The sequence below is a fragment of the Streptomyces sp. NPDC048291 genome (assembly GCF_043201715.1).
Lineage (GTDB): Bacteria > Actinomycetota > Actinomycetes > Streptomycetales > Streptomycetaceae > Streptomyces.
Genome location: NZ_JBICZC010000005.1, coordinates 186,987 through 211,353, shown reverse-complemented (window position 1 = coordinate 211,353; position 24,367 = coordinate 186,987). Strand labels below are relative to the sequence as shown.

The window sequence follows — 24,367 nt, the reverse complement described above, 5'->3', positions numbered from 1 at the left end:
CTCTCGACTCAGCGAGTCGGGTGGTGGGCGGGCGAGTTTTCGGGGGTCCGGGGGCGGAGCCCCCGGCGACGGTCACCCCTCGCGACGGTGCCGCCCCGCCGCGGCCTCAGCCGCGGCCTCCTTCTCCTCGGCGGCCTTCTCCGCCGCCTCCATCTCCGCGAACACGTCGATCGGCGCCGGCGCCTTCGCCAGGAAGACCCAGGTGAGCCAGACCGCGAGCAGGAACGGCGGGATCTTCAGCGCGACGAGCACCCAGCCGAGCTGGGCGGTGTTGGCCCACCAGTACAGCGGGAAGAGGATCGCGCACTTGGCGAGCAGGATCAGGCCCCAGGCCCAACTGGCCTTGGCGTACGCCTTCTTGCGGCCGGGGTTGCGGGTGCGCCAGGAGAGGTTCTCCTTGAAGACCGGGCCGAGGATCAGGCCGATCAGCGGGACCCCGCACAGGGTCGTGACGATGTACGCCAGCGCCAGGCCCAGCGTGTAGAGCATGCCGGGGAGGTAGAAGTCCTTGGCGTTGCCGGTCATCATCGCGAAGACGACGCCGAAGGCGACGCCGAAGACCCCGCTGAAGGCGTGCTTGACGGTGTCCCGCATGGCGAGGCGGACCACGACCAGCACCACGGAGACCGCGAGGGCGGCGATCGCCGACCAGTGCAGGTCCTTGTTGATGGTGAAGATCGTGACGAAGAGCAGGCCGGGCAGGACCGTCTCGACCATGCCCCGGACACCGCCGAACGCCTCGAAGAGCGCGGCCTCGGTCACCGCCCGCGCGTCCTCCGCCCGGGCGTCCTCCGCCTGTGTGTCTTCGGTCGGCTTGTCGAGCGACGTCACCGGCTACTCCCTACCGAGGGGTCTCAGTTCGTACTTGGGATTGAACAGCACCCGGCGGCCCCGGCTCAGCGAGATCCGGCCCGATGCGATCAGCCTGCGTCCCGGTTCTATGCCGACGATGGAACGCCTGCCGAGCCACACCACGTCCAGCGCGGCGGAGCCGTCGAACAGCTCGGCCTCCAGGGCCGGGACTCCGGCACGCGGTCGCAGGGTGACCGTGCGCAAGGTACCAGTAACGGTGACGATCTGCCGGTCCTGACAGTCGCCGATCCGGGTGCAGCCCGCCGTGTCGGCGTCCTCGCGCAGCTCCTCCGACTCCAGGTCCTCCTGGGACGAGGAGAGCCGGTCGAGCATGCGCCGGAACCGGCCGGCCGGCTTTTCGGAACGAGGAACAGCACTCATGTCTGAAGCGTACCGGGGCACACCGACACCGCCGTAGTCCAGCTCACTTCGCGACCCGCCTCACTTCTCGCACCGTCCTATCTCTCGAACCGGTACCCCATCCCGGGCTCCGTGATGAAGTGCTTCGGGTGCGAGGGATCCGCCTCCAGCTTCCGGCGCAGCTGTGCCATGTACACGCGCAGGTAGTTGGTCTCCGTGCCGTACGACGGCCCCCACACCTCCTGCAGCAGCTGCTTCTGGCTGACCAGGCGGCCGGTGTTGCGGACCAGGACCTCCAGGAGGTGCCACTCGGTCGGGGTGAGCCGGACGTCCCGGCCCGCCCGGTTGACCTTCTTCGCGGCCAGGTCGACGGTGAACCCCTCGGTCTCCACCAGCACGTCGTCCTCGCCGCCCCCGGCGACGGGCTCGGCGCGGCGTACGGCGGCCCGCAGCCGGGCCAGCAGCTCGTCCATGCCGAAGGGCTTGGTGACGTAGTCGTCGGCGCCCGCGTCGAGCGCCTCGACCTTCTCGTCGGAGGAGTGCCGGGCGGACAGGACCAGGATCGGCACCCGGGTCCAGCCGCGCAGCCCCTTGATCACCTCGACGCCGTCCATGTCGGGCAGGCCGAGGTCGAGGACGACCACGTCGGGGTGGCGGGAGGCGGCCAGTTCGAGGGCGGTACGGCCGTCGGGGGCCGCGTCGACCTCGTACTTGCGCGCCTTGAGGTTGATCACGAGGGCGCGCACGATCTGCGGCTCGTCGTCGACCACGAGCACACGGGTCATGAGGCCTGCCTTTCCGGTTCTGCCAAGGGTTGTGCCACGGCTCGCGCCGCTTCGGTGACCGATCCTGCCGCCCGGAGGCTGAGGACCATGGTGAGCCCGCCGCCGGGCGTGTCCTCCGCGTTGAGGGTGCCGCCCATCGCCTCCGCGAAGCCCCGCGCGACCGCGAGCCCGAGTCCGACCCCGGCGCCGCGCGGAGCGTCACCGTAGCGCTGGAAGGGCTCGAATATGCGTTCCTTGGCCTCGTCGGGCACGCCGGGTCCGCGGTCCACGATCCGTACCTCCACCCGGTCGGCGATGGCGCTCGCGGAGACCAGTACGGGCCGGTCGGACGGGCTGTACTTGACGGCGTTCTCGACCAGGTTGGCCACCGACCGCTCCAGGAGCCCGGCGTCGGCCGCCACCATCGGCAGGGACTCGGGGACGTCCAGGTCCACGCTGCCGTCCGGTACGCCGCCCAGCGCCATCGGGACCACCTCGTCGAGGTCGGTGTCGTGGACGATCGGGGTGACGGTGCCGGTCTGCAGGCGGGACATGTCGAGCAGGTTGCCGACGAGGTGGTCCAGGCGGTCGGCGCCCTCCTCGATGCCTTCGAGGAGCTCGGCCCGGTCCTCCTCGGACCAGTCCACGTCGTCCGAGCGCAGCGACGTGACCGCCGCCTTGATGCCGGCCAGCGGGGTGCGCAGGTCGTGGCTGACGGCGGCCAGCAGGGCGGTGCGGATCCGGTTGCCCTCGGCGAGCGCGCGGGCCTGCTCGGCCTCCTCCTGGAGGCGCCTGCGGTCCAGGACGACGGCCGCCTGGGCGGCGAAGGCGGCGAGCACCCGGCGGTCCTCGGCGGGCAGCACCCGGCCGGTCAGCGCGAGGGCCATGTGGTCGCCTATCGGCACGTCCACGTCGCCGTCCTCGGGGCGTTCGAGCGCGGGCCCGAAGCCGGCGCGCCCGGCGCAGCTCCACGGCTCGACGTCGCTCACCCGCTCCAGGAGGGCGGCGGACTCCATGCCGAAGGTCTCCCGGACCCGCTCCAGCAGTTCCTCCAGGCTGGTCTCGCCGCGCAGCACGTTGCCGGCGAGGAAGGAGAGGATCTCCGACTCGGCGCGCAGCCGGGCCGCCTGGTGGGTGCGGCGGGCCGCGAGGTCGACGACCGAGGCGACGGACAGCGCGACCCCGAAGAAGATCACGATGGCCACGATGTTCTTCGGGTCGGCGATGGTCAGCCGGTGCAGGGGCGGGGTGTAGAAGTAGTTCAGCAGCAGCGACCCGAAGGCCGCCGAGGCCAGCGCCGGGAAGAGCCCGCCGAGCAGCGCGGCCGCGACCGTGAAGGTCAGGAAGAGCAGCATGTCGTTGGCGAGGCCGAGGTCGATGGTGTTGAGCAGCACCGCCATGACCGCCGGGCCGACCAGGCCGACCAGCCAGCCGGCGATGATCCGGCCCCGGCCGAGCCGGGCGCCCCGGGCCACCGGCAGCCCGCGGCCCTTGCCGGCCTCGCCGTGGGTGACGATGTGGACGTCCAGGTCGGGTCCGGACTCGCGGGCTACGGTGGCGCCGACGCCGGGTCCGAGGACGTACTGCCAGGCCTTGCGGCGCGAGGAGCCGAGGACGATCTGGGTGGCGTTGACGCCGCGCGCGAAGTCGAGCAGGGCCGCGGGTATGTCCTCGCCGACGACGTGGTGGAAGGTGCCGCCGAGGTCCTCGACCAGGGTGCGCTGGACGGCGAGTTCCTTCGGGGAGGCCGAGGTCAGGCCGTCGCTGCGGGAGATGTAGACGGCGAGCACCTCGCCGCCGGCGCCCTTCTCGGCGAGCCGTGCGGCCCGCCGGATCAGCGTCCGGCCCTCCGGTCCGCCGGTGAGCCCGACGACGATCCGCTCCCGGGAGCCCCAGATCGCGGAGACCTGGTGCTCGTTGCGGTACTGCTTCAGGTACTCGTCGACCCGGTCGGCGACCCACAGCAGCGCCAGCTCGCGCAGGGCGGTGAGGTTGCCGGGGCGGAAGTAGTTGGACAGGGCCGCGTCGACCTTGTCGGACTGGTAGATGTTGCCGTGCGCCATGCGCCGGCGCAGCGCCTGGGGCGACATGTCGACCAGCTCGATCTGGTCCGCGCGCCGTACCACCTCGTCGGGCACCGTCTCGCGCTGGCGCACGCCGGTGATGGACTCGACGACGTCGCCGAGCGATTCCAGGTGCTGGATGTTGACGGTCGAGATCACGTCGATCCCGGCGGCGAGCAGTTCCTCGACGTCCTGCCAGCGCTTGGCGTTGCGGGAGCCGGGGATGTTGGTGTGCGCGAGTTCGTCCACCAGGGCGACGGCGGGGGCCCGGCGCAGGACGGCGTCCACGTCCATCTCCGTGAACGTGGCGCCCCGGTACTCCAGTTCCCTGCGCTGGACCTGCTCCAGGCCGTGCAGCATCACCTCGGTGCGCGGCCGCTCGTGGTGTTCCACGAAGGCGACCACGCAGTCGGTGCCCCGCTCCACCCGCCGGTGCGCCTCGGAGAGCATGGCGTAGGTCTTGCCCACGCCCGGTGCCGCACCGAGATAGATCCGAAGCCTGCCGCGTGCCATGGTCCTATTGTCTTCCTGCAACTGCCGTCAACGCAGCGTCGACCTTACGGCCAACAATCCCGGCGAATGGTGCAGGACCCCCGGCAGCGGGCATCTTTGACGCAACCCTGATGGGCGCCGGTGCCGCGGCTCCGGCGCCCGTGCCGCCCGCTCAGTTGGGGTTGTCACCGTGGGTGAGGGTCTCCCAGGCGACGAAGAGGTTGTTGCTGCCCGCGGGACGGTTGTTCAGGGTGAGCGTCTGGGTGTTGGTCATGGCGATGCCGAGGCGGTTGTGCAGGGCGTTGTAGCCGACCTCGGTCACGGGCCCGAGCCCCAGGTTCAGGGAGCCGCCGCAGAGCCAGCTGGGGACGGCGGTGCCCAGCTGGTACTTGGCCTGGAAGCCGAGCGCCTGCCGCAGCCGCTCGCCGACGTCCGTGCCGTACAGGTCCTGGCCCTGGATCCGGCTGGTCTCGGCGACGTGCGAGATCGCGGAGATGCCGTACCCGGTGTGCGTGAGGTCCCGGCAGGTCTCCTGGGTGAGGCCGGTGACGAAGGTGGACTGGCCCTGCCAGTAGGAGACGATCTTGGCGGTGGTGTCCAGGTTCTGGCTGGGCACGGTCTTGGGCACCGACCCGTCGGAGGCCAGGTAGACGTAGGCGGCGGTGCGGGTGCGGAACTTCGCCATGGCCGTGTCGTACGACGCCTTGTCCTCCAGGAAGACGGAGATGCCGACGGCGGCCTCCGTCATCGACAGCTCCCAGTTGCCGTTGGAGTTGGAACCCTTGATGACGGTGGGGAGGTAGACGTTGCGCAGCATGGTGGCGAAGCGGGCCTCGTTCGACCAGGTGCCGGTGTAGGTGTACCTGATGATCTCGGCGGCCTTCGGCCAGGAGGAGCCCGCCCAGCCGGTCTGCAGGGGCGCGTTGCTGTTGGTGTGGCCGGTGATGGTGGCCGACCAGGCGTCCATGATCTGGATGGCCTTCTGGGCGTAGCGGGCGTCCTTGGTGATGTACCAGGCCAGGGCGTCGGTGTAGGCGGCGATCGCGTCCTCGCGCTCGTCGGTGCAGCCGTAGTTGGGGTTCGAGTACGAGCCGCACTCGACGGTCGCCCAGGGGGTCGGCGTGCGGTTCAGGTCGGCGTACTTGCTCGCCATCATCTGGTCGTAGGCCGCCTTCCAGGGCTGGGCGCCGGCCAGCACCTCGGTGCGGGCGAAGTCCAGCTGGCTCCTGGAGACGGTGACCCCGGGGTGCACGAAGGTGCTGGGGGCGGCCTGCGCCGGCCAGGAGAGGGCTCCGGCGAGGAGGGCGACGACGGCCACGAGGAGTCCGGTTCTGCGCATACCTGAAGGCCTTTCGTTCATATAGGTGAACGTCAAGCGCCTTTATGAACGGGCGCGTTGAGCCGTGACCGTAGGTACAGACCAATTCGCCGTCAAGAGGTCGCGCACGCAAAAGAGCCGCACCCCGAAGGGTGCGGCTCTCGAACGGTTCTGCTCGCGGAGCGCCTAGCGGACCTCGGTGATCTCCGGTCCGCGCTGGAGCTGGCCCATGCCGCCGGAGAAGCGCGAGGACTCCTCCTGCTGGACGCCCTCGGGAACCATCTGGGCGTCGTTGGGCAGCTTCAGGACGATCGGGTCGCGGGGCGCCATCGGGCCCTCGCCGCGGACCACGACGGTGTCCCGGAAGATCTGCTCCAGGAGGCCGGCCGCCTGCGGCTGCACCGCGCCCTGCCCGGAGATCACCCCGCGCAGGAACCAGCGGGGGCCGTCCACACCGACGAACCGCACGACCTGGAAACCGCCCGTGCCGTCCGGCAGCTGCACCGGCACCTGGGCGCGGAGCTCCCAGCCCAGCGGACCCTCGACCTCGTCGACGATGCCGCCCTGCTGGGTGATGCCGGTCGCGATCTCCTCGCGGACCTCGCCCCAGATGCCCTCGCGCTTGGGCGCGGCGAAGGCCTGCAGCTGGATGGCGCTGTCGCGCAGTACGACGGTCGCCGCGACGATCGCGTCGCCCGCGACCTCGACCCGGAGCTCCATGCCGTCCACGCCGGGCACGAACAGACCGCCCAGGTCCACCCGGCCCTCGCCGGCCTCGCGCACCTCGGTGTCGTCCCACGGCCCGTCGGGCCGGGGCTCCGGCTCCAGACGAACGCGCTCGCGCTCGCCCTCGTCTTCCTCGTCCGCCTCGGTGTCGACGCTGTCGACGACCTGCTCGGCCTCGCCGGCCGCGTCCTCGGCGGCACCCTTCTTGTTGCGACGTCCGAACACGTCACTGTCCTTCCCGGTCGGATACGACCGAAGCGTATCGATTCCCACCCGTCCGACCGCCCTCGGCGGCCTGACCGCTTGTGCCGCTCACATCGCCCACCGCGGCATGACCCCCGGTGGACCCGAAGCCCCCCTCGGCCCGCACCGAATCGGGAAGCTCCGCCACCTCCTGGAAGCGGACCCTCTCGACCTGCTGGACGACCAGTTGGGCGATCCGGTCGAAGCGCTCGAACCGCACCGCCTCGCGCGGGTCGAGATTCACCACGATCACCTTGATCTCCCCACGGTACCCGGCATCAATCGTCCCCGGGGCATTCACGAGGGCCACACCGCACCGGGCGGCGAGCCCCGAACGGGGGTGCACGAACGCCGCGTACCCCTCCGGGAGGGCGATCGACACCCCCGTGGGCAGTACGGCCCGTTCCCCGGGTCCCAGCTCGCACGCCTCGGTGGTGCGCAGATCGGCTCCCGCGTCACCGGGGTGCTCGTACGCCGGAAGCGGTACGGCGGGGTCGACGCGGCGCACGAGGACGCCGAGCGGGGCCGCGCTGCGGGCCGGCGCCAGGGGGTCTGCGGAGTTCACGGGTTCACCTCGAAGGCGCGGGCGCGCCGGGCCTGGTCGGGGTCCTTCATGGCGGCCTGGATCTCTTCCTGGCGGCCGTTGTCGACGAAGTGCTCGACCGGGACCTCGATGAAGAGGGCCTCGGCGCGGACGGCGAGGGGGCCCGCGGGGCCGCCCACGCGTCCGGTGGCGGTCGAGTAGATCTTCCGGCCGGCCACGGCGACCACCTCGGCGGCCAGGTGGAGCGTGGTGCCCACGGGCACGGGCCGTACGAAGTCGGTCTCCAGCCGTCCGGTCACGGCGATCTTCCGCAGCAGCCAGTTGAGCGAGCCGAGCGTCTCGTCCAGGGCGGTGGCGAGCACCCCGCCGTGCGCGAGGCCCGGGGCGCCCTGGTGGGCGGGGCGCACGGCGAACTCGGCGGTGAGGGAGACGCCCTCGCCGGCCCGTACCTCCAGGTGCAGCCCGTGGGACTGCTCGTGCCCACACCCGAAACAGTGTTCGTAGTGTGCGCCGATGAGCTCACCGGGCGCGGGCGCGTCGGGGTGCCGCTCCGGTTTCCGGGCACTGGCAGGGGGCTGAAGAGCTGCGGAACTACCACTCACAGCCGCAGACCTTACCCGCGCGTCCGGGGAATCCGGACACCGTGCCAAGCTTGGCTCCATGCAGCTCTCCGCCACCCCGTACGAAGAACGCCTCACCGCCCCCCGGTCGTGGTGGTTCATCAGCTTCCTGGTCGGCGTCTCGTTCGCCCTGATCCTGCTGCCGTTCGGCACCCTGCCGATGCTGGGCGGCCTGGCCGGCGGCACCGCGGCGGCGGCGGTGGTGGCCAGCTCGTACGGCTCCCCGCGGATCCGGGTCGTCGGCGACTCGCTGATCGCGGGCGAGGCGAAGATCCCGGTGTCGGCCCTGGGCCCGGCGGAGATCCTGGACCCGGACGAGGCGCGCGCCTGGCGCACGTACAAGGCCGACGTCCGCGCCTTCCTGCTGCTGCGCTCCTACATCCCGAGGGCCCTGCGCGTGGAGGTCACGGACCCGCAGGACCCGACCCCGTACCTGTACCTGTCGACCCGGGAGCCGGAGGCCCTGGCGGCGGCGATCGAGGCGGCGAAGAGCAGCACGAGGGCGTAGCTCCCCGCGCGCCCGGGCCGGCCGTCAGCCCCCGAAGTCCTCCGGCAGCTCGGCGATCGGCAGCGGTTCCGCCGGCTCCTCCAGCGGCAGCAGCTCGGGCAGCTCCTCCCAGGGCACCTGGATCTTTCTCAGGTCCGCCCGGATCCGTGCCGCGAGCTTCCTGGTGTCCCGGCGGTTCATGACCGCCCCCACCGCGGCGCCCACCATGAACGGCATCAGGTTGGGCAGGTCCCGCACCATCCGTTTCATGATCTGCTGGCGCAGCTCGCGCTTCATCTGCCCGCCGAGGGCGTTGTTGATCGTCGACGGCTTCATCACGTCGATGCCGCGCTCCCCCGACCAGGAGGACAGATACGCGGTGCTGCGGGCCTTCAGGTTCCCCGGCGGCCGCACCCCGTACACCTCGTGGAGCTCGGCGATCATCTTCAGCTCGATCGCCGCGACCCCGGTGATCTCCGCGGCCAGCTCGGTCGGCATCGCCGGCGGCACCGGCAGCATCGCCGCCGCCCCGACTCCGGCCCCGACCGCCGACGTGGCGCCCGCCGCGCCCGCCACCAGCTTGTCGGCGAGCTGCTCGGGCCCGAGGCCCGGGAACTGCCGGCGCAGGGCCGCGAGGTCGCGTACGGGGACACGCGGGGCGATCTCGATGATCCGGTCGGCCAGGTACCCCAGCCCCGCTTTAGCCCGGCTGCCGCCCTTACGGGCCCCTTCCCGGGCCATGTCCACCGCCTTGTCGCGGATGGCCGCGACCCGTCGCCTTGCGACGGGCGCGGGCCGGTCCGTCGGCGCCGGGAGGTCACCCCGGCCGGCCGCCGGTTCGAGCGAGGCTCCCGGATCGGATGAGCCTCGCCCGTCATCACGCGCGCGTGGGCCGTCGGACGGCCCCGAGTCCGCTCCCGGCAGGGGGAAGCGGCGCTTCCGAGGTGGGGTCGAGCCGGTCATGCCCGACCCGCCCTCAGTCGCAGTCGCGGCAGATCGGCTGACCGTTCTTCTCCCGGGCCAGCTGGCTGCGGTGGTGCACCAGGAAGCAGCTCATGCAGGTGAACTCGTCCTGCTGCTTGGGCAGCACCCGGACGGCCAACTCCTCGTTCGAGAGGTCCGCTCCGGGCAGCTCCAGGCCTTCCGCGGCCTCGAACTCGTCGACGTCCACCGAGGACGTTGACTTGTCGTTCCGCCGTGCCTTCAGCTCTTCAAGGCTGTCCGAGTCGACGTCGTCGTCGGTCTTGCGTGGAGTGTCGTAATCGGTTGCCATGTCGCTCTCCCCCTCTGGGTGTCTGCGGTGTCTCCAGCGCACGTAACGCGTGAGAGGCCGGACTTGTGCCCGACCCGAGGCGGAGATTTTGCCTCACATCAAGGTCTGTTACTCAATCGACACCCAACCGGACCCCTCGAGAGTGATCGGGTTGAATGGCGATGGGGACCGTACACGGTCCTGTCGGGGCAGTTCAAAGGCGCCTCACCCTGTACTTCCCGTGATCAAGACCCCTGAAAACAGGGATTTTCCCGGCTTTATTCCCCTACTCATGATCACGCAGAGTAGATGGCCGGAAATCCGCCCTTGTGATCGATCACACAGAGGGGAATGTGCCGCGCCGCTGGAAAATTCAGCGCAAAGCGAACATCCCCCGCGTGTGTCCCGATCTTGTAACGGCGTCATACCGGCAACGTGACCCGCATCACGAGTCCGCCGCCCTCACGCGGCTGGGCCACGATGTGCCCGCCGTGCGCCCGGGCCACCGACCGCACGATGGACAGGCCGAGGCCCACCCCCTTGTCGCTGTTCGTCCGCTCGGTACGGAGCCGTCTGAAGGGCTCGAAGAGGTTGTCGATCTCGTACGCCGGGACCACCGGCCCGGTGTTCGCCACGTAGAGCACCGCCTGCCCGTGCTGGATCTCGGTGTTGACCTCGACCCAGCCGTCCTCGGGCACGTTGTAGCGCACGGCGTTCTGCAACAGGTTCAGGGCGATCCGCTCCAGCAGGACGCCGTTGCCCTGGACCACCGCAGGCTTCCGTGTGCCGCGCAGCTCCACGCCCTTGGCCTCCGCCTCGGCGTGCACCTGGTCGACGGCCTGGGAGGCCACCTCGGCCAGGTCGACCGGTTTGCGCTCGACGATCTGGTTGTCGCTGCGGGCGAGCAGCAGCAGGCCCTCCACGAGCTGCTCGCTGCGCTCGTTGGTGGCCAGCAGCGTCTTGCCGAGCTGCTGCAGCTCCACGGGCGCGCCCGGGTCCGAGAGGTGCACCTCCAGGAGCGTGCGGTTGATCGCCAGGGGCGTGCGCAGTTCGTGCGAGGCGTTGCCGACGAAGCGCTGCTGGGCGGTGAAGGCCCGTTGCAGTCGCTCCAGCATGTCGTCGAACGTGTCCGCGAGTTCCTTGAGCTCGTCGTCCGGGCCGTCCAGCTCGATCCGGCGGGACAGGTCCGAGCCGGCGACCGCGCGGGCGGTGCGGGTGATCCGGCCGAGCGGGGACAGCACCCGGCCGGCCATCGCGTAGCCGAACGCGAAGGCGATCAGGGCGAGGCCCAGCAGGGCGAGGAGCGAACGGCTGAGCAGGTTGTCCAGGGCCGCCTGGCGCTGGTGGTCCACGCACTGGGCGATCGCGTTGTTGAAGTCCCCCAGCGACAGGGAGCTGGTCGTGCCGGCCACCATGTTGATCGCGGGGCAGTTGCCGCTGGAGATCGACAGCTTGTCGTAACCGACGATCTTGAACAGCGGCTGGTTGCCCGTGCTGATCGCCTGGGCGGCGAGCAGGTAGATGATCGACAGCAGCAGGATCCCGGCGATCAGGAACATGCCGCCGTAGAGCAGGGTGAGCCGTATCCGGATGGTCGGGCGCAGCCACGGCAGGACCGGCTGCGGCCTTCTCGGGTCCCAGGTCGGCTTCGGGGGTGCCTGCGGGGGTGCGGGGGTGGTGGCCACGGCCATCAGATCCGGTAACCCGAGCCGGGGACGGTGACGATCACCGGGGGCTCGCCCAGCTTGCGGCGCAGGGTCATCACGGTCACCCGCACGACGTTGGTGAAGGGGTCGGTGTTCTCGTCCCACGCCTTCTCCAGGAGCTGCTCGGCGGAGACCACCGCGCCCTCGCTGCGCATCAGGACCTCCAGGACCGCGAACTCCTTCGGCGCGAGCTGGACCTCCTTGCCGTCCCGGAAGACCTCGCGGCGGTTCGGGTCCAGCTTGATGCCGGCGCGCTCCAGGACGGGCGGCAGCGGCACGCTGGTGCGGCGGCCGAGGGCCCGCACGCGCGCGATGAGCTCGCTGAAGGCGAAGGGCTTGGGGAGGTAGTCGTCGGCGCCGATCTCCAGGCCCTCGACGCGGTCGCTGACGTCACCGGAGGCGGTCAGCATCAGCACGCGGGTGGGCATGCCGAGCTCGACGATCCTGCGGCAGACGTCGTCGCCGTGCACGAGGGGGAGGTCACGGTCGAGGACGACCACGTCGTAGTCGTTGACGCCGATGCGCTCCAGGGCGGCCGCGCCGTCGTACACGACGTCGACGGCCATGGCCTCCCGGCGCAGTCCGGTGGCCACCGCATCGGCGAGCAGTTGCTCGTCCTCGACGACGAGTACGCGCACGTCGCTTGTCCTTCCTCTGTCCACCCGCGCAGCGCGCACCGGCGCACCCGGGCAGGGGGTCTCCTTGGGATGTGTGACCTCCATCCTGCCCTTTTCGGCCATAAGTCGGCAGTAAGACGGGGGCCGGGGCAGCCGGATCCGAGGCCGTGGGGCGGGAATGCGAGATTTTCTCCTGCGGTTGAGGTTTCCACGGAGAGGAGCGGGGGGAGGACGGCATGTACACCCCGCGATCACGCTCTGCATGTGCCGCAGCACCATGCGGTACGTACATCGCCGCTACAGCAGAGTGGACGATGGGGGTGTCCAGGCACCGTCGCCGCCCAGCAGGGCAGCGCTGGGCACCCGCGAGAGACGTGATCGCCCCTTCCGACGGCACACCCCCGTGCCACCGACCCACGACCCAGGACGAGGGGGCGCAGCATGGACGCATTCACCGCAGGACTTCTGCAGCGCATAAAGGCGACCGAGTCCGACATCACCCGGGCTCGTGACGAGGGTGACGACTTCCTCGTCGAAGTGGAGCAGGCCGAGCTCGACGACCTGCGCCGCCTCGCAGCCGAACACGGTGTGGAAGTCGGCGCGACCAGCGTCTGACAGTCCCGCAGCACCGCAACCGCGAGAACAGGGCCCCGGCGAATCCAGCGCCGGGGCCCTGCTCGTACCTGATCCTTTCCCCCCGCAACGGCGTTCGATTCCTGTCGCGGGCGGGGAACGGGATCTTTTCTACTCAGTCGTGCCACGCTCCGAAGTCCTCCAGGAGGCGCTGGAGGGGCTCGAAGACGCCCGGGGTGCCGGCGACCGTCAGGTCGCGTGCGGGGCGCTCTCCGGGGCGGCCACCGGTCAGGGCGCCGGCCTCACGGGCGACGAGGTCGCCCGCGCCCCAGTCCCAGGCGTTGAGGCCGCGCTCGTAGTAGCCGTCCAGCCGGCCGCAGGCCACGTCACAGAGGTCGATCGCGGCCGAGCCGCTGCGCCGGATGTCGCGGAGCAGCGGGATCAGCCGGGCCGCGACCTCGGCCTGGTGGGTGCGGACGGCGGTGACGTAGTTGAAGCCGGTCGACACCAGCGCCTGGTCCAGCGGCGGCGCGGGCCGGCAGCGCAGCTCCCGCTCGCCGTCCCAGGCCCCGGTCGCCCAGGCGCCGCCGCCGCGTACCGCGTGGTACGTCTCGCCGCGCATCGGGGCCGCCACGACGCCGACCACGGTCTCCCCGTCCTGCTCGGCGGCGATGGAGACCGCCCAGGTCGGCAGCCCGTACAGGTAGTTGACCGTGCCGTCGAGCGGGTCGATCACCCAGCGGACGCCGCTGGTGCCCTCCGACGACGCGCCCTCCTCGCCGAGGAAGCCGTCGTCGGGGCGGTGCCCGGCGATCAGGTCGGTGATCAGTTTCTCCGCCGCGATGTCCATCTCGGTCACGACGTCGATCGGGCTGGACTTGGTCCGGGCCACGGCGAGGTCGGCCGGGCGGCCGTCCCGCAGCAGCTCGCCCGCGCGGGCGGCCGCCTCCCGTGCGAGGTCCAGCAGGTCCGTGTGCAGGGCGTCGGTCACGGGGTTCCTCACGCGTAGGGGCTGTCGGCGCCGGCCGCGGCCGGGCGGGGGGCGCGGGCCGGGCAGCAGCCGGCCGGGCAGAGGTCGTGGCTCGCGCCAAGGGCGCCCAGGGCGCACGGCGCGACGTCCCGTCCGCTCTCCGCGGCGGCGCGCTCCAGGACCAGCTCGCGGATCGCGGCGGCGAACCGCGGGTCGTCCCCGACGGTCGCGGACCGGCGGACCGGCAGGCCGAGCTCCGCCGCCTTGGCCGTGGCCTCCGTGTCGAGGTCGTAGAGGACCTCCATGTGGTCGGAGACGAAGCCGATGGGGGCCATGACGACGGCAGGGACGCCGGCGCCGTGCAGCGCCTCCAGGTGGTCGCAGATGTCGGGCTCCAGCCACGGGATCTGCGGGGCACCGGAGCGGGACTGGTAGACGAGCCGCCAGGGGTGGTCGACGCCGGTGCGCTCGCGGACCGCGGCGGCGATCAGCTCGGCCACGTCCAGGTGCTCCTCGACGTACGCGCCGCCCTCGCCGTGCGTCTCGACCGGGCCTGAGGTGTCGGCGGACGCGGTCGGGATGGAGTGGGTGGTGAAGGCGAGGTGGGCGCCCGCCCGGACGTCCTCGGGGAGGTCGGCGAGGGAGGCCAGCACCCCGTCGATCATCGGGCCGAGGAAGCCGGGGTGGTTGAAGTAGTGCCGCAGCTTGTCGACCCTGGGGAGTTCGAGGCCCTCGGCCGCCAGCTCGGCCAGCGAGTCCGCGAGGTTCTCGCGGTACTGGCGGCAGCCCGAGTAGGAGGCGTAGGCACTGGTGGCGAGCACCAGGACGCGGCGGCGGCCGTCGGCGACGATCTCGCGCAGGGTGTCCGTCAGGTACGGCGCCCAGTTGCGGTTGCCCCAGTAGACCGGCAGGTCCAGGCCGTGCTCGGCGAAGTCCTTGCGCAGGGCGTCCAGCAGGGCGCGGTTCTGGTCGTTGATCGGGCTGACCCCGCCGAACAGGAAGTAGTGCTGCCCGACTTCCTTGAGACGTTCCTTCGGGATACCGCGCCCGCGGGTCACGTTCTCCAGGAACGGAACCACGTCGTCCGGGCCTTCCGGGCCGCCGAAGGAGAGCAGGAGCAGGGCGTCGTAGGGGGTGGCATCGAGCGCGTCTGACATGTGCCGATCCTGCCACCCGGCGCTGACGGCCCGGAAACAGGAGCGTGAAGAGTCGGATTCGGGAGGTTTATCCCCGGTGCCGGGCGGGTGCGGGACGGCGTCCCCACTCGTAAGCTGTATCAGCCGCAATCACGCCTTACTCGCACATCTGTCGGAGACCCCCGTGCCCAGCCCCTATCGCGCCCTGTTCGCCGCCCCCGGCAGCAAGGGCTTCTCCGCCGCGGGCTTCGTCGGCCGGATGCCGCTGTCCATGATGGGCATCGGCGTGGTCACGATGATCTCCCAGATCAGCGGACGGTACGGGCTGGCCGGCGCGCTGTCGGCCACCATGGCGCTGTCCGCCGCCGCGCTCGGCCCCCAGGTCTCCCGGCTGGTCGACCGGCACGGCCAGCGCCGTGTCCTGCGCCCCGCGACCCTGCTCGCGCTCGCCGCGGCGGCCGGGTTGCTGCTCGCCGCCCGCTACGGGGGGCCGGACTGGGTGCTGTTCGTGTGCGCCGCCGGGATCGGCGCGGTGCCGAGCCTGGGCGCGATGATCCGGGCCCGCTGGGCCGCCGTCTACCGGGGCACCCCGCAGCTGCACACCGCCTACTCGTTCGAGTCCGTCGTCGACGAGGTGTGCTTCATCTTCGGGCCGATCCTCTCCATCGGCCTGTCCACGACCTGGTTCCCGGAGGCCGGGCCGCTGCTGGCCGCCTGCTTCCTCGCCGCCGGCGTCTTCTGGCTGACCGCCCAGCGGGCCACCGAGCCCGAGCCGCACCCGCGCGACCACCACGGCGGCGGCTCGGCGCTGCGCGCGCCCGGCCTCCAGGTGCTGGTGGCGACCTTCGTGGCCACCGGCGCGATCTTCGGGGCGGTCGACGTGGTGACCGTCGCCTTCGCCGACGAACGCGGCCACAAGGCCGCCTCCAGCGTCGTCCTCGCGCTGTACGCGGCGGGTTCCTGCGTCGCCGGAGCGGTCTTCGGGCTCATGCGGTTCGGGGGAAAGCCGGAACGCAGGTGGCTGCTGGGCATATGCGCGATGGCCGTGAGTATGATCCCCCTCCTACTGGTCGGAAACTTGCCGCTTCTGGCCGTGGCGCTGTTCGTTGCGGGACTGTCCATCGCACCGACGATGATCACGACGATGTCCCTCATCGAAAAGCACGTACCTCGCGCGAAACTCACCGAGGGCATGACCTGGGTGAGTACCGGCCTCGCGGTCGGGGTGGCGCTCGGCTCCTCGGTCGCCGGCTGGGTGATCGACGCTGCCGGGGCCCGTGCCGGGTACGGGGTTCCGGCCGTGTCCGGGGCCGTCGCGGTCGCGGTCGGTTTCCTCGGGTACCGCCGGCTCAACAGGCCGGTCACGGGTCGGGGAGGCACCGTTGAGCAGTACAGCGAGCGGGAAGAGCGGCACGTGGCGTAACTGGGGAGGGAATGTCACCGTCCGCCCCGCGCGGGAGGTCGTGCCCGCCTCCGTGGACGAGCTCGCGGCGGCCGTACGGCAGGCGGCCGAGGACGGCCTGAAGGTGAAGGCGGTCGGCAGCGGCCACTCCTTCACCTCGATCGCCGCGACCGACGGCGTCTCGATCCGCCCTCAACTGTTGACCGGCATACGCGGCATCGACCGTAAGGCCATGACCGTCACGGTCGAGGCCGGCACCCCGCTCAAGAGACTCAACCTGGCCCTGGCCCGCGAGGGCCTGTCGCTGACCAACATGGGCGACATCATGGAGCAGACGGTCTCCGGGGCCACCAGCACCGGCACCCACGGCACCGGCCGCGAGTCCGCGTCGCTCGCCGCGCAGATCAGGGAGCTGGAGCTGGTCACCGCCGACGGCTCGGTGCTCACCTGCTCCGAGAAGGAGAACCCCGAAGTCTTCGCGGCGGCGCGCGTCGGGCTCGGCGCGCTGGGCATCGTCACCGCGATCACCTTCGCCGTGGAGCCGGTCTTCCTGCTCGCCGCGCGCGAGGAGCCGATGCCCCTGGACCGGGTGCTCGCCGAGTTCGACCAGCTCTGGACCGAGAACGAGCACTTCGAGTTCTACTGGTTCCCGCACACCGGCAACACCAACACCAAGCGCAACAACCGCAGCGCGGGCCCGCCGCAGCCGGTGGGGCAGCTGGCCGGCTGGTTCGAGGACGAGTTCCTCTCCAACGGGGTCTTCCACGGCGCGCAGCTGCTCGGCCGCGCGGTGCCCGCCGTCGTCCCGACGGTCGCCCGGATCTCCAGCACGGCGCTGTCCGCCCGGTCGTACACGGACATCCCCTACAAGGTCTTCACATCGCCGCGCCGGGTGCGGTTCGTGGAGATGGAGTACGCGGTGCCGCGCGAGGCGCTCGTGGACACGCTGCGGGAACTCAGGGCGATGGTCGACCGTTCCGGTCTCAGGGTGAACTTCCCGGTCGAGGTCCGCACCGCCCCCGCCGACGACATCGCCCTGTCCACCGCCTCCGCCCGGGACAGCGCCTACGTCGCCGTGCACATGTTCCGGGGCACGCCGTACCAGGCGTACTTCACCGCCGCCGAGCGCATCTTCACCGCGCACGAGGGCCGTCCGCACTGGGGCAAGGTGCACACCAGGGAGGCGGAGTACTTCGCCGAGGTCTACCCGCGCTTCGGCGAGTTCACCGCGCTGCGGGATCGGCTCGACCCGGACCGGCTGTTCCAGAACGACTATCTGCGGAGGGTGCTGGGGCAGTAGCCGAGGAGTCGCCGGGCGTGGGGGCCGTGCTCGGCTCCCCGCTCGCGGACCCGCTCGGGGACGGTGCCGGTGGCGCGGTCCCGTCGCTCCCGGAGGTACCGGACGTGTCCGAGGAGGACGACGGCGACGGAGTGGGCGAAGCGGCCGTGCCGGCACCGGAGTTCGTACCGGAGGAGCCCGAAGTGCCCGGAGAATCCGTGGCGTCGGAGGAGCCGGAGGTGCCGGACGAGCCCGACGAGGTGGTGTCGCCGGTGACCGCGCCGCCGACCGTCGTACCGGAGCCGCCGCCGAAGGCGTCGCCGGAGACCAGTTCGTAGGCCGTGATGCCGGCCATGGTCACCGCGAACACCAGAGCGGCCGCGACCAGCGGGCGGCGCCGGGTCCGCACCCGGGCACGGTAGACGGTGCCCTCCGTGAACTCCCCGGACTCCCCGAACTCGCCGGAGACCGGGGGCGCTTGCTCCCGGGGGCCCGGGGATCTGGACCCGGTCACCGCCGCGTCGCGGAACTGTTCGCCGGTACGCCGGAAGAAGTGCTGGAACACCGAGCCGCCGCAGGTGGCGACCACGCTGACGACTCCGGCGCCGAGGATCGTCCCGTACACCCCGAAGTAGGACGCCAGTTTGGCGGCCACCACCGCGGCCACCGCGCTGCCCGCGACCTGGGGCACGCTGAGGTCGATCCGCTTCGAACGTCCCTTCACCTCCTCCCCCGTACTGGTCTCGTCACCGGAACCGGGCCTTTCACGCATTACCGAACCTTGCCTGACCTTCCCGTACTTGTTCGATCGACTGCATCAGAAAGGGACGTACGGACGAAACCATTAGTTCCGTTTCTGCGGATTGCGTGAAGTACGCCACGTTCAAGATCGCCCGATACGGGCAAACAAAGGCCGGGGAGCGGTTGTTGCCAGAAGTTGGGCGGCGCGCCAATCCACGCACGTGGCCCGAATGGAGTACTGTTGCGAGCCCTGGGTCCGGTCTCCCGCCAGGGCGTCCGAGGCCTTGCAGGACCGCCGGGAGGGGGCTAGTTGCACAGGGTGACGGAGTTGGTCACTTAGCGTTGCGAATAGGTAACCGTGCCATAACGGCGGTGCAGGGCCCGTGCCCGACACGCCGGGCAACTCGGCAAGGTTGTGGCAGGCTGCACCCGGGCAGGCCACACTCGACTAGCGGAAGCAGCGACGCACGTGACGTCGGCAGGCACCACCCGGGAGGTCCCCATGCCCGAACTGCGTGTCGTGGCCGTCTCCAATGACGGCACACGGCTGGTGCTCAAGGCTGCCGACTCTACGGAGTACACCCTTCCGATCGACGAACGGCTCCGTGCCGCCGTACGCGGCGACCGGCCCCGGCTCGGGCAGATCGAGATCGAGGTCGAGAGCCATCTCCGGCCCCGAGACATCCAGGCGCGGATACGAGCGGGCGCGACGGCCGAAGAGGTCGCCCAGCTCGCCGGGATCCCCGTCGACCGGGTGCGACGCTTCGAGGGTCCGGTACTGGCCGAGCGCGCCTTCATGGCCGAGCGGGCCCGCAAGACTCCGGTCCGCCGGCCCGGCGAGAACTCCGGGCCGCTGCTCGGCGAGGCCGTACAGGAGCGGCTGGTGCTGCGCGGTGCCGAGAAGGACACCGTGCAGTGGGACTCCTGGCGCCGCGACGACGGCACCTGGGAGGTCCTGCTCGTCTACCTGGTCGCGGGCGAACCGCACTCGGCGAGCTGGACCTACGACCCGCCGCGGCGACTCGTCCAGGCGGTCGACGACGAGGCACGCTCGCTCATCGGCGAGTCCGAGGACCTCGCCGTACCGGAGCCCAGCTTTCCGTTCGTGCCGCGCATCGCGCGGCTGCCGCGCGACCGGCCGCTGGACCGTTCCGGCGACCGGGACCGCGAGCGGCCGGCGCTGCCCGCACAGTCGTCCGATCCGGTCGAGGAGACGGCCGGTGAACGGGACTCCCTGACCAGCCTGCTGGAGGCGGTACCGAGCTTCCGGGGCGACATGGTGGTCCCGGAGCGCCCGGCGGAGATCCCGGAGGAGCCCGCTCCGGAACCGGCCGCGGAGGAGCCCCCGGCCCCGGCGGCCTCGGCCGGCTCCGCCTATGCGGACGTCCTCATGCCCCGCTCGGTCGGCAGCCACCGCGACCGGCTGATCGGTGCCACCGACCGCCAGGCCGAGGCCGACGGCGTACGCCCCGGCCGCCGTGCCGCCGTGCCGAGCTGGGACGAGATCGTCTTCGGGACGCGGCGCAAGAAGCAGGAGTAAGAGGCTGAAGCAGGAAGGAGGGGGCACGCACGCGTGCCCCCTCCTCTCTCTGCGCTACTGCGGGTCGGGGCCGACCGCCACCGGACGGGACGGGTCGGCGGACCACTCCGACCACGAACCGACGTACAGCGCCGCCGGAATGCCCGCGACGGCCAGCGCCAGCACCTCGTGGGCGCCGGAGACGCCCGAGCCGCAGTACACGCCCACCTCGGCCCCCTCCGGGGCACCCAGCCCCTTGAAGCGGTCACGGAGTTCGACGGCGGGCAGGAAGCGGCCGTCGGGGCCGACGTTCTCGGTGGTCGGCGCCGACAGGGCGCCCGGGATATGGCCGCCGACCCGGTCGATCGGCTCCACGTCACCCCGGTACCGCTCCCCCGCGCGGGCGTCGAACAGCACACCCGAGCGAGCCAGCGCCGCCGCCCCGTCCGCGTCGAGCAACTGCCCGACACCCGGGGCCGGTTCGAAGTCGCCCTCGGCCGGCTCGGGCACGTCGGCCGAAAGAGCGCCGGTCCAGGACGGCAACCCGCCGTCGAGGACCCGCACGTCCGGGTGACCCGTCCAGCGCAGCAGCCACCAGGCACGCGCCGCCGCCCAGCCCTGTCCGCCGTCGTACACGACGACCGGCCGGCCCGCCGACACCCCCGCCCGGCGCATCGCCGCGCCGAAGACGGCCAGGTCGGGCAGTGGATGCCGGCCGTTCCCGCCGGGCGGCGAGGCGAGTTCGCCGTCCAGGTGCACGTAGACGGCGCCCGGCAGGTGCCCGGCCGCGTAGGCGGCCCGGCCGTCGAAGGGCGGGGTGCCGGGCGGGGTCAGCTGCCAGCGGACGTCCAGCAGGACGGGCGGATTCGGCCCGGTCAGCTCGTCGGCGAGTTCGGTTGCGTCGATGATGGCTTCCATGGCCCCATCCTTACGCCAGGGGTGGCCGCATCGTCCAGGTACGACTACTCTGCTCGGCCGGACAGGCTCGATCACCGGGCGTACGGGATCGGGCACATGCTGTACAGCTGATGGACACCCGACGGCAATCGGCCGGAAACGGGCGAGAAACGGCAGATCAGGCATCCTCGCGGCGGAGCCGCCCCACGGCCGTGGACGCAGGTCGCCACGGAGGGTGCGAGCATCGGCACGGGGCGTGCCCGCGGCTGCGGCACAGCCGGTCCGGAGAGCGGAAGCGACACGGCCACCGCGAGGGGCCGAGGAGAGAGTGACGATGACCGAGGTACGGGGATCGGCGGGCGCGAACGGCGGCACGCACACTCGGCGCGCACCCGGCACCCCCTGCTGGGTGAGTCTGATGGTGCACGGATTGACGGCGACCGAGGAGTTCTACGGCACCCTGTTCGGCTGGGAGTTCGAGCCCGGCCCGCAGCAGCTCGGCCCGTATGTCCGGGCGCTGCTCGACGGGCGGGAGATCGCGGGCATCGGCCAGCTGTCGCCGGACCTGCATCTGCCGATCGCGTGGACACCGTACTTCGCCTCGGACGACGTGGACCTGACGGCCGAGACGGCCCGGCTGTGCGGCGGCACGGTGGGCGTCGGACCGCTGGACGCGGCCGAGGCCGGGCGGATGGCCATCGCCTCCGACCCGTCCGGCGCGGTGTTCGGCATCTGGCAGGGCTCGGCCCACCTCGGCACGGCCCTGACCGGCGTCCCCGGCACCCCCGTCTGGGACGAGCTGCTCACCTTCGAGACGTCGAATGTCGCCAAGTTCTACGAGACGGTGTTCGGTTACGAGGAGGAGCCGGTGGTGTCCGCCGGCTTCGACTACGTGAACCTGCACGTCGCGGGCCGCCCGGTGGCCGGCATCCACGGCGTCGGCCTCTCGCTGCCCCGGGAGCGGGGACCGCACTGGCTGACGTACTTCGAGGTGGCCGACGCGGACGCGACCCTGCGGGAGGTCGCCGAGCTGGGCGGGCGGGTGCTGAAGCCGGCCCGGGACAGCGCGCACGGGCGGGTCGCGACGGTCGCCGACCCGGAGGGCGCGGTCTTCTCGGTGGTCGAGAGCCCGCACTGAGCCGGCGCCGGCGTGGGACGGGCGCGTCCGCCCGTCCCACGCCGTGGTGCCGTCGGTCAGTGCTTACGGCACTTGTCGACGTCGATCCGTACGATCTGCGGGTCGTGGTCGCTTGCCTGGTCGGCGAACTCGGCGTTGATGTGCACCACGTCGTAGTCGACGTGGGTCACCGCCGGGCTGGTCAGGATGTGGTCCAGGGTCTGCGAGTTGCCGTCGTACACGTAGGTGTAGCGCTCGGCGGCCGGCAGGGTGGTGATCAGCGGGGTCAGGACGCCGCCGTCCGTCAGGTCGGTCACCGTCCGCGAGAACTCGTAGTCGTTCAGGTCTCCGAGGACGACCGCCTTGGCGTCCTTGTCCGCCTTGAGCAGGGACTTGACGAAGGTGTTGACCTCGGTGGCCTGGGCCGCGCGCTGGGTCTCCGAGCTGCGGGCCGGCGGCTGGTAGCGGCCGTGCAGGGGCTGGTCGCCGCCCTTGGAGACGAAGTGGTTGGCGACGACGAAGACCGTCTGGCCGTGGAAGACGAACTCGCCCACCAGCGGCTTGCGGCTGCTGTCCCAGGCGTCGCTGGTCGGGTCGATCCGGCCCGGGGAGTACGTCAGCCGCGCGCCCTTGCGGGTCTTGACCACGCTGGTGCCCGTGGTGGCATCGCCGCCGGGACGGTCGGTGAAGGAGACCCGCTTGGGGTTGAAGAGGAAGACCTGGCGGATGTTGCCGCCGGGCTCGCCGCCGTCCTTGTCGTTCTCCGGCGAGACGTAGCGCCAGGAGTAACGCGGGCCCCCGGCCGCGCGGATGGCGTCGGTGAACCGCTTGAGGGTCGCCTCGGCGGTGACGGTGCCGTCGTCCGTGGCACCGTTGTCGTCCTGGATCTCCTCCAGGGCGACAATGTCGGGCGAGTTGAGGTTGACCGCGACGCCCTCGGCGAGCCGGTCGAACTTCTCCTGGTCGTCCAGCGCGTCCAGGTTCTCCACGTTGTACGTGGCGACCGCCAGCTCGTCGCCCTTCTGCCGCCGGGTCACCTCCCGCTTCAGGCCGTTGTCGACGAGGGTGCCGAGCTGGGTGGCCTGGACGTTGTAGCCGCCGTAGGTGGAGTAGTCGAGCGGCCCGGTGGTGGCGCCGGACAGCTCGTCGCCGACGTTCGCCGCCGGGAAGGCCGTGGTGGTGTCCAGGGACATCACCTCGATACGGCCGGTGTTGGGCTGGTCGTAGGAGGAGTAGAGGGTGCCGCCGCGGGGGGTCGGGTTCTCGTCGGGCTTGACGGTCACCCACAGTTCGCCGTACGCGTCGCTCGCGCCGACCACGCGGGCGTCGGCGAACGTCGTCCGCATGCCCTCCAGGGACTCGTAGAAGTCCTGGGCGTAGACGTCCGGCTGGAGGGCGAGGGACTCGATGCTGGCGCCGTCGGCGGTGGGGATGTACCCGTCCGGTACGGAGGCCGCGTCCAGGGTGACGGCGGCGGGCAGCGCGTTGCCGCTGGAAAGCACGGTCGCGGTCGCCCCGTCGAGCTCGGTGACCGACTGGCTGGTGCTGCTCGGGTAGTACTCGCTGACCTTGCCGCTGACCAGCACCGAGTCGCCGACGGCCACGGTGGGGACGACCGAGCCGGTGTAGACGAAGACGCCCTCGCTGGTGCGCGGGTCGGCGTCCGGCGTCGGGTCCTGGATCCAGTAGCCCTTCGAGCCGGCCGTACGGACGCCGGTGACGATGCCCGGCACCTTGGCGACGGTCTGCCCGGCGAGCGGGGACTTGCGGGTGGTGCCCTGGATGTCGTGGATGCGGACGGTGCCCGGCTGGGTCGGGTCGCCGTCGCCGCCACCGTCGCCGCCACCCGAACCGGGGGTCTCACCGGCCGAGTTGACCGGCGAGGGGGTGCCGGCGGTGAGGTCCGCCGCGTTGTCGTCGGTGTCGGCCAGGGTGTCGGCCCGGGACACGGAGGCGGTGTTGGAGGCGCCGGTGACCGGGCCGCTGCCCTCGCGGACCACCGCGGTGCCGTAGCCGACCACGTCGACGATGCGGCTGTCCGCCGCGCAGTCGGCGGCGGTCTTGCAGGTCAGCGCGGTGGTGCCGGAGACGAGGGCGATGGTGCCGGTGGTCGCGCTCATCGCGATGGTGCCGGTCGCGTCCGGGGTCGGCAGGGCCGTGGTGCCGCCGCTGCCCTGCGACTCGGCGACCAGGAAACGGCCGCCGGGCGCGACCGCCCCGCTGAGTGCGGTCACCTGCCACTGCGAGGACGCCGACGGCGACCCGGGCAGGTACTGCACGCTGTAGCCGGCCAGGCTGTAGGCCGCGGACCCGGCGTTGCCGAGCTCCACGAAGTCCCGGGTCAGGGTCGCGCCGGAGTTGCCGCCACCGCCGTACACCTCGGCGAGCACCGCCGTGGCGGACGGAGTGGCGTAGGCGGCGGGAAGGGCGGTCATCGCGAACGCGCTCGCCACGCTCACGGAAATCAGCGGGTAGGCGGCGCGGCGCATGCGGGATCTGCTCGCTGCGGGACTGGACACGCTTGCGGTCTCCTCGGACGTCGGATGCTGCAACACGCCGCGGACGGGCGGCGCTTGAACCGGGCGCGTGGGGGGAGGCCGACTCAAGTTACGCGTGTAGATGCGGAATCGCCAAGGTGTCCTGGGTTAAATCCCGGGAACGGAGGGGTGGTTGGTTGGCGGGATCAGCC

23 protein-coding genes are annotated in these 24,367 nt (G+C 71.5%); 6 read left to right on the top strand and 17 right to left on the bottom strand.

Annotated elements, in window-relative coordinates; translation table 11 throughout:
- Positions 1 to 72: 72 nt before the first annotated feature.
- The 8 genes from ACGF5O_RS14850 to ACGF5O_RS14815 all read right to left on the bottom strand — a co-directional run bounded on the left by ACGF5O_RS14850 (position 73) and on the right by ACGF5O_RS14815 (position 7,964).
- The gene (locus ACGF5O_RS14850) at positions 73 to 831 is read right to left on the bottom strand and encodes a DUF3159 domain-containing protein (protein ID WP_393810274.1); all 759 of its coding nucleotides are present in this window, start codon (positions 829 to 831) and stop codon (positions 73 to 75) included.
- 3 nt (positions 832 to 834) lie between these two features.
- On the bottom strand, positions 835 to 1,233 hold the full coding sequence (locus ACGF5O_RS14845; RefSeq protein ID WP_181802759.1) for an OB-fold nucleic acid binding domain-containing protein: 399 nt from the start codon (positions 1,231 to 1,233) through the stop codon (positions 835 to 837).
- 77 nt (positions 1,234 to 1,310) lie between these two features.
- Positions 1,311 to 1,997, bottom strand: coding sequence for a response regulator (locus ACGF5O_RS14840; protein ID WP_351713765.1), 687 nt, complete (start codon positions 1,995 to 1,997; stop codon positions 1,311 to 1,313).
- Positions 1,994 to 4,552 (bottom strand): ATP-binding protein, encoded by a 2,559-nt coding sequence (locus ACGF5O_RS14835; RefSeq protein WP_393810273.1) that lies wholly within the window; start codon positions 4,550 to 4,552, stop codon positions 1,994 to 1,996. Before ACGF5O_RS14835 ends, ACGF5O_RS14840 begins: the two co-directional genes overlap by 4 nt.
- Positions 4,553 to 4,703: 151 nt before the next feature.
- Complete coding sequence (locus tag ACGF5O_RS14830; RefSeq protein WP_393810272.1) at positions 4,704 to 5,870, bottom strand: alginate lyase family protein; 1,167 nt, start codon at positions 5,868 to 5,870, stop codon at positions 4,704 to 4,706.
- A gap of 165 nt (positions 5,871 to 6,035) precedes the next feature.
- On the bottom strand, positions 6,036 to 6,800 hold the full coding sequence (locus ACGF5O_RS14825; RefSeq protein WP_393810271.1) for a DUF3710 domain-containing protein: 765 nt from the start codon (positions 6,798 to 6,800) through the stop codon (positions 6,036 to 6,038).
- Position 6,801: 1 nt separating this feature from the next.
- On the bottom strand, positions 6,802 to 7,383 hold the full coding sequence (dut, locus tag ACGF5O_RS14820; RefSeq protein ID WP_393810270.1) for a dUTP diphosphatase: 582 nt from the start codon (positions 7,381 to 7,383) through the stop codon (positions 6,802 to 6,804).
- Positions 7,380 to 7,964, bottom strand: coding sequence for a PaaI family thioesterase (locus ACGF5O_RS14815; protein ID WP_393810269.1), 585 nt, complete (start codon positions 7,962 to 7,964; stop codon positions 7,380 to 7,382). Before ACGF5O_RS14815 ends, dut begins: the two co-directional genes overlap by 4 nt.
- Positions 7,965 to 8,022: 58 nt before the next feature.
- Between ACGF5O_RS14815 and ACGF5O_RS14810 the strand changes: the two genes are divergently transcribed.
- Positions 8,023 to 8,490 carry a DUF3093 domain-containing protein gene (locus ACGF5O_RS14810; RefSeq protein WP_393810268.1) on the top strand — a complete coding sequence of 156 codons (468 nt, stop codon included), beginning with the start codon at positions 8,023 to 8,025 and terminating at the stop codon, positions 8,488 to 8,490.
- A gap of 24 nt (positions 8,491 to 8,514) precedes the next feature.
- Here ACGF5O_RS14810 and ACGF5O_RS14805 read toward each other — a convergent pair whose 3' ends face one another.
- From ACGF5O_RS14805 to ACGF5O_RS14790, 4 genes are all read right to left on the bottom strand, one after another.
- Entirely contained in the window at positions 8,515 to 9,432 is a 918-nt protein-coding gene (locus ACGF5O_RS14805; RefSeq protein WP_393810267.1) for a hypothetical protein, read from the bottom strand.
- A gap of 13 nt (positions 9,433 to 9,445) precedes the next feature.
- Positions 9,446 to 9,742: a DUF4193 domain-containing protein gene (locus ACGF5O_RS14800; RefSeq protein WP_003997302.1), complete on the bottom strand. Its 297-nt coding sequence runs from the start codon at positions 9,740 to 9,742 to the stop codon at positions 9,446 to 9,448.
- A 401-nt stretch (positions 9,743 to 10,143) separates the two neighbouring features.
- Entirely contained in the window at positions 10,144 to 11,406 is a 1,263-nt protein-coding gene (locus tag ACGF5O_RS14795; protein WP_362652565.1) for a HAMP domain-containing sensor histidine kinase, read from the bottom strand.
- Positions 11,407 to 11,411: 5 nt separating this feature from the next.
- On the bottom strand, positions 11,412 to 12,065 hold the full coding sequence (locus ACGF5O_RS14790; protein WP_007387794.1) for a response regulator transcription factor: 654 nt from the start codon (positions 12,063 to 12,065) through the stop codon (positions 11,412 to 11,414).
- 420 nt (positions 12,066 to 12,485) lie between these two features.
- Here ACGF5O_RS14790 and ACGF5O_RS14785 point away from each other — a divergent pair, with 420 nt between their 5' ends.
- The gene (locus tag ACGF5O_RS14785; RefSeq protein ID WP_167450044.1) at positions 12,486 to 12,659 is read left to right on the top strand and encodes a hypothetical protein; all 174 of its coding nucleotides are present in this window, start codon (positions 12,486 to 12,488) and stop codon (positions 12,657 to 12,659) included.
- A 133-nt stretch (positions 12,660 to 12,792) separates the two neighbouring features.
- On the opposite strand, the gene ACGF5O_RS14780 is transcribed toward ACGF5O_RS14785, so the two are convergent.
- Both ACGF5O_RS14780 and ACGF5O_RS14775 read right to left on the bottom strand, forming a co-directional pair.
- A complete protein-coding gene (locus tag ACGF5O_RS14780) occupies positions 12,793 to 13,608 on the bottom strand; it encodes an inositol monophosphatase family protein (protein WP_393810266.1) in 816 nt (271 codons plus the stop codon).
- An 8-nt stretch (positions 13,609 to 13,616) separates the two neighbouring features.
- Positions 13,617 to 14,744, bottom strand: a complete 1,128-nt coding sequence (locus ACGF5O_RS14775; RefSeq protein ID WP_393810265.1) for a ferrochelatase — start codon at positions 14,742 to 14,744, stop codon at positions 13,617 to 13,619.
- A 163-nt stretch (positions 14,745 to 14,907) separates the two neighbouring features.
- Here ACGF5O_RS14775 and ACGF5O_RS14770 point away from each other — a divergent pair, with 163 nt between their 5' ends.
- Together ACGF5O_RS14770 and ACGF5O_RS14765 are read left to right on the top strand one after the other, a co-directional pair.
- Entirely contained in the window at positions 14,908 to 16,146 is a 1,239-nt protein-coding gene (locus tag ACGF5O_RS14770) for an MFS transporter (protein WP_393810264.1), read from the top strand.
- Positions 16,106 to 17,425: a D-arabinono-1,4-lactone oxidase gene (locus ACGF5O_RS14765; protein WP_393810263.1), complete on the top strand. Its 1,320-nt coding sequence runs from the start codon at positions 16,106 to 16,108 to the stop codon at positions 17,423 to 17,425. The genes ACGF5O_RS14770 and ACGF5O_RS14765 overlap by 41 nt, the downstream gene beginning before the upstream one ends.
- Here ACGF5O_RS14765 and ACGF5O_RS14760 read toward each other — a convergent pair.
- Complete coding sequence (locus ACGF5O_RS14760; RefSeq protein ID WP_393810262.1) at positions 17,349 to 18,176, bottom strand: hypothetical protein; 828 nt, start codon at positions 18,174 to 18,176, stop codon at positions 17,349 to 17,351. The genes ACGF5O_RS14765 and ACGF5O_RS14760 overlap by 77 nt on opposite strands.
- A 471-nt stretch (positions 18,177 to 18,647) precedes the next feature.
- Here ACGF5O_RS14760 and sepH point away from each other — a divergent pair, with 471 nt between their 5' ends.
- Entirely contained in the window at positions 18,648 to 19,685 is a 1,038-nt protein-coding gene (gene sepH / locus ACGF5O_RS14755) for a septation protein SepH (RefSeq protein ID WP_393810261.1), read from the top strand.
- Positions 19,686 to 19,739: 54 nt separating this feature from the next.
- Here sepH and ACGF5O_RS14750 read toward each other — a convergent pair whose 3' ends face one another.
- Complete coding sequence (locus tag ACGF5O_RS14750; protein WP_393810260.1) at positions 19,740 to 20,582, bottom strand: sulfurtransferase; 843 nt, start codon at positions 20,580 to 20,582, stop codon at positions 19,740 to 19,742.
- A 313-nt stretch (positions 20,583 to 20,895) separates the two neighbouring features.
- Here ACGF5O_RS14750 and ACGF5O_RS14745 point away from each other — a divergent pair, with 313 nt between their 5' ends.
- The gene (locus ACGF5O_RS14745) at positions 20,896 to 21,699 is read left to right on the top strand and encodes a VOC family protein (RefSeq protein WP_393810259.1); all 804 of its coding nucleotides are present in this window, start codon (positions 20,896 to 20,898) and stop codon (positions 21,697 to 21,699) included.
- A 56-nt stretch (positions 21,700 to 21,755) separates the two neighbouring features.
- On the opposite strand, the gene ACGF5O_RS14740 is transcribed toward ACGF5O_RS14745, so the two are convergent.
- The gene (locus tag ACGF5O_RS14740; protein WP_393810615.1) at positions 21,756 to 24,167 is read right to left on the bottom strand and encodes an endonuclease/exonuclease/phosphatase family protein; all 2,412 of its coding nucleotides are present in this window, start codon (positions 24,165 to 24,167) and stop codon (positions 21,756 to 21,758) included.
- Between the last annotated feature and the right edge of the window lie 200 nt (positions 24,168 to 24,367).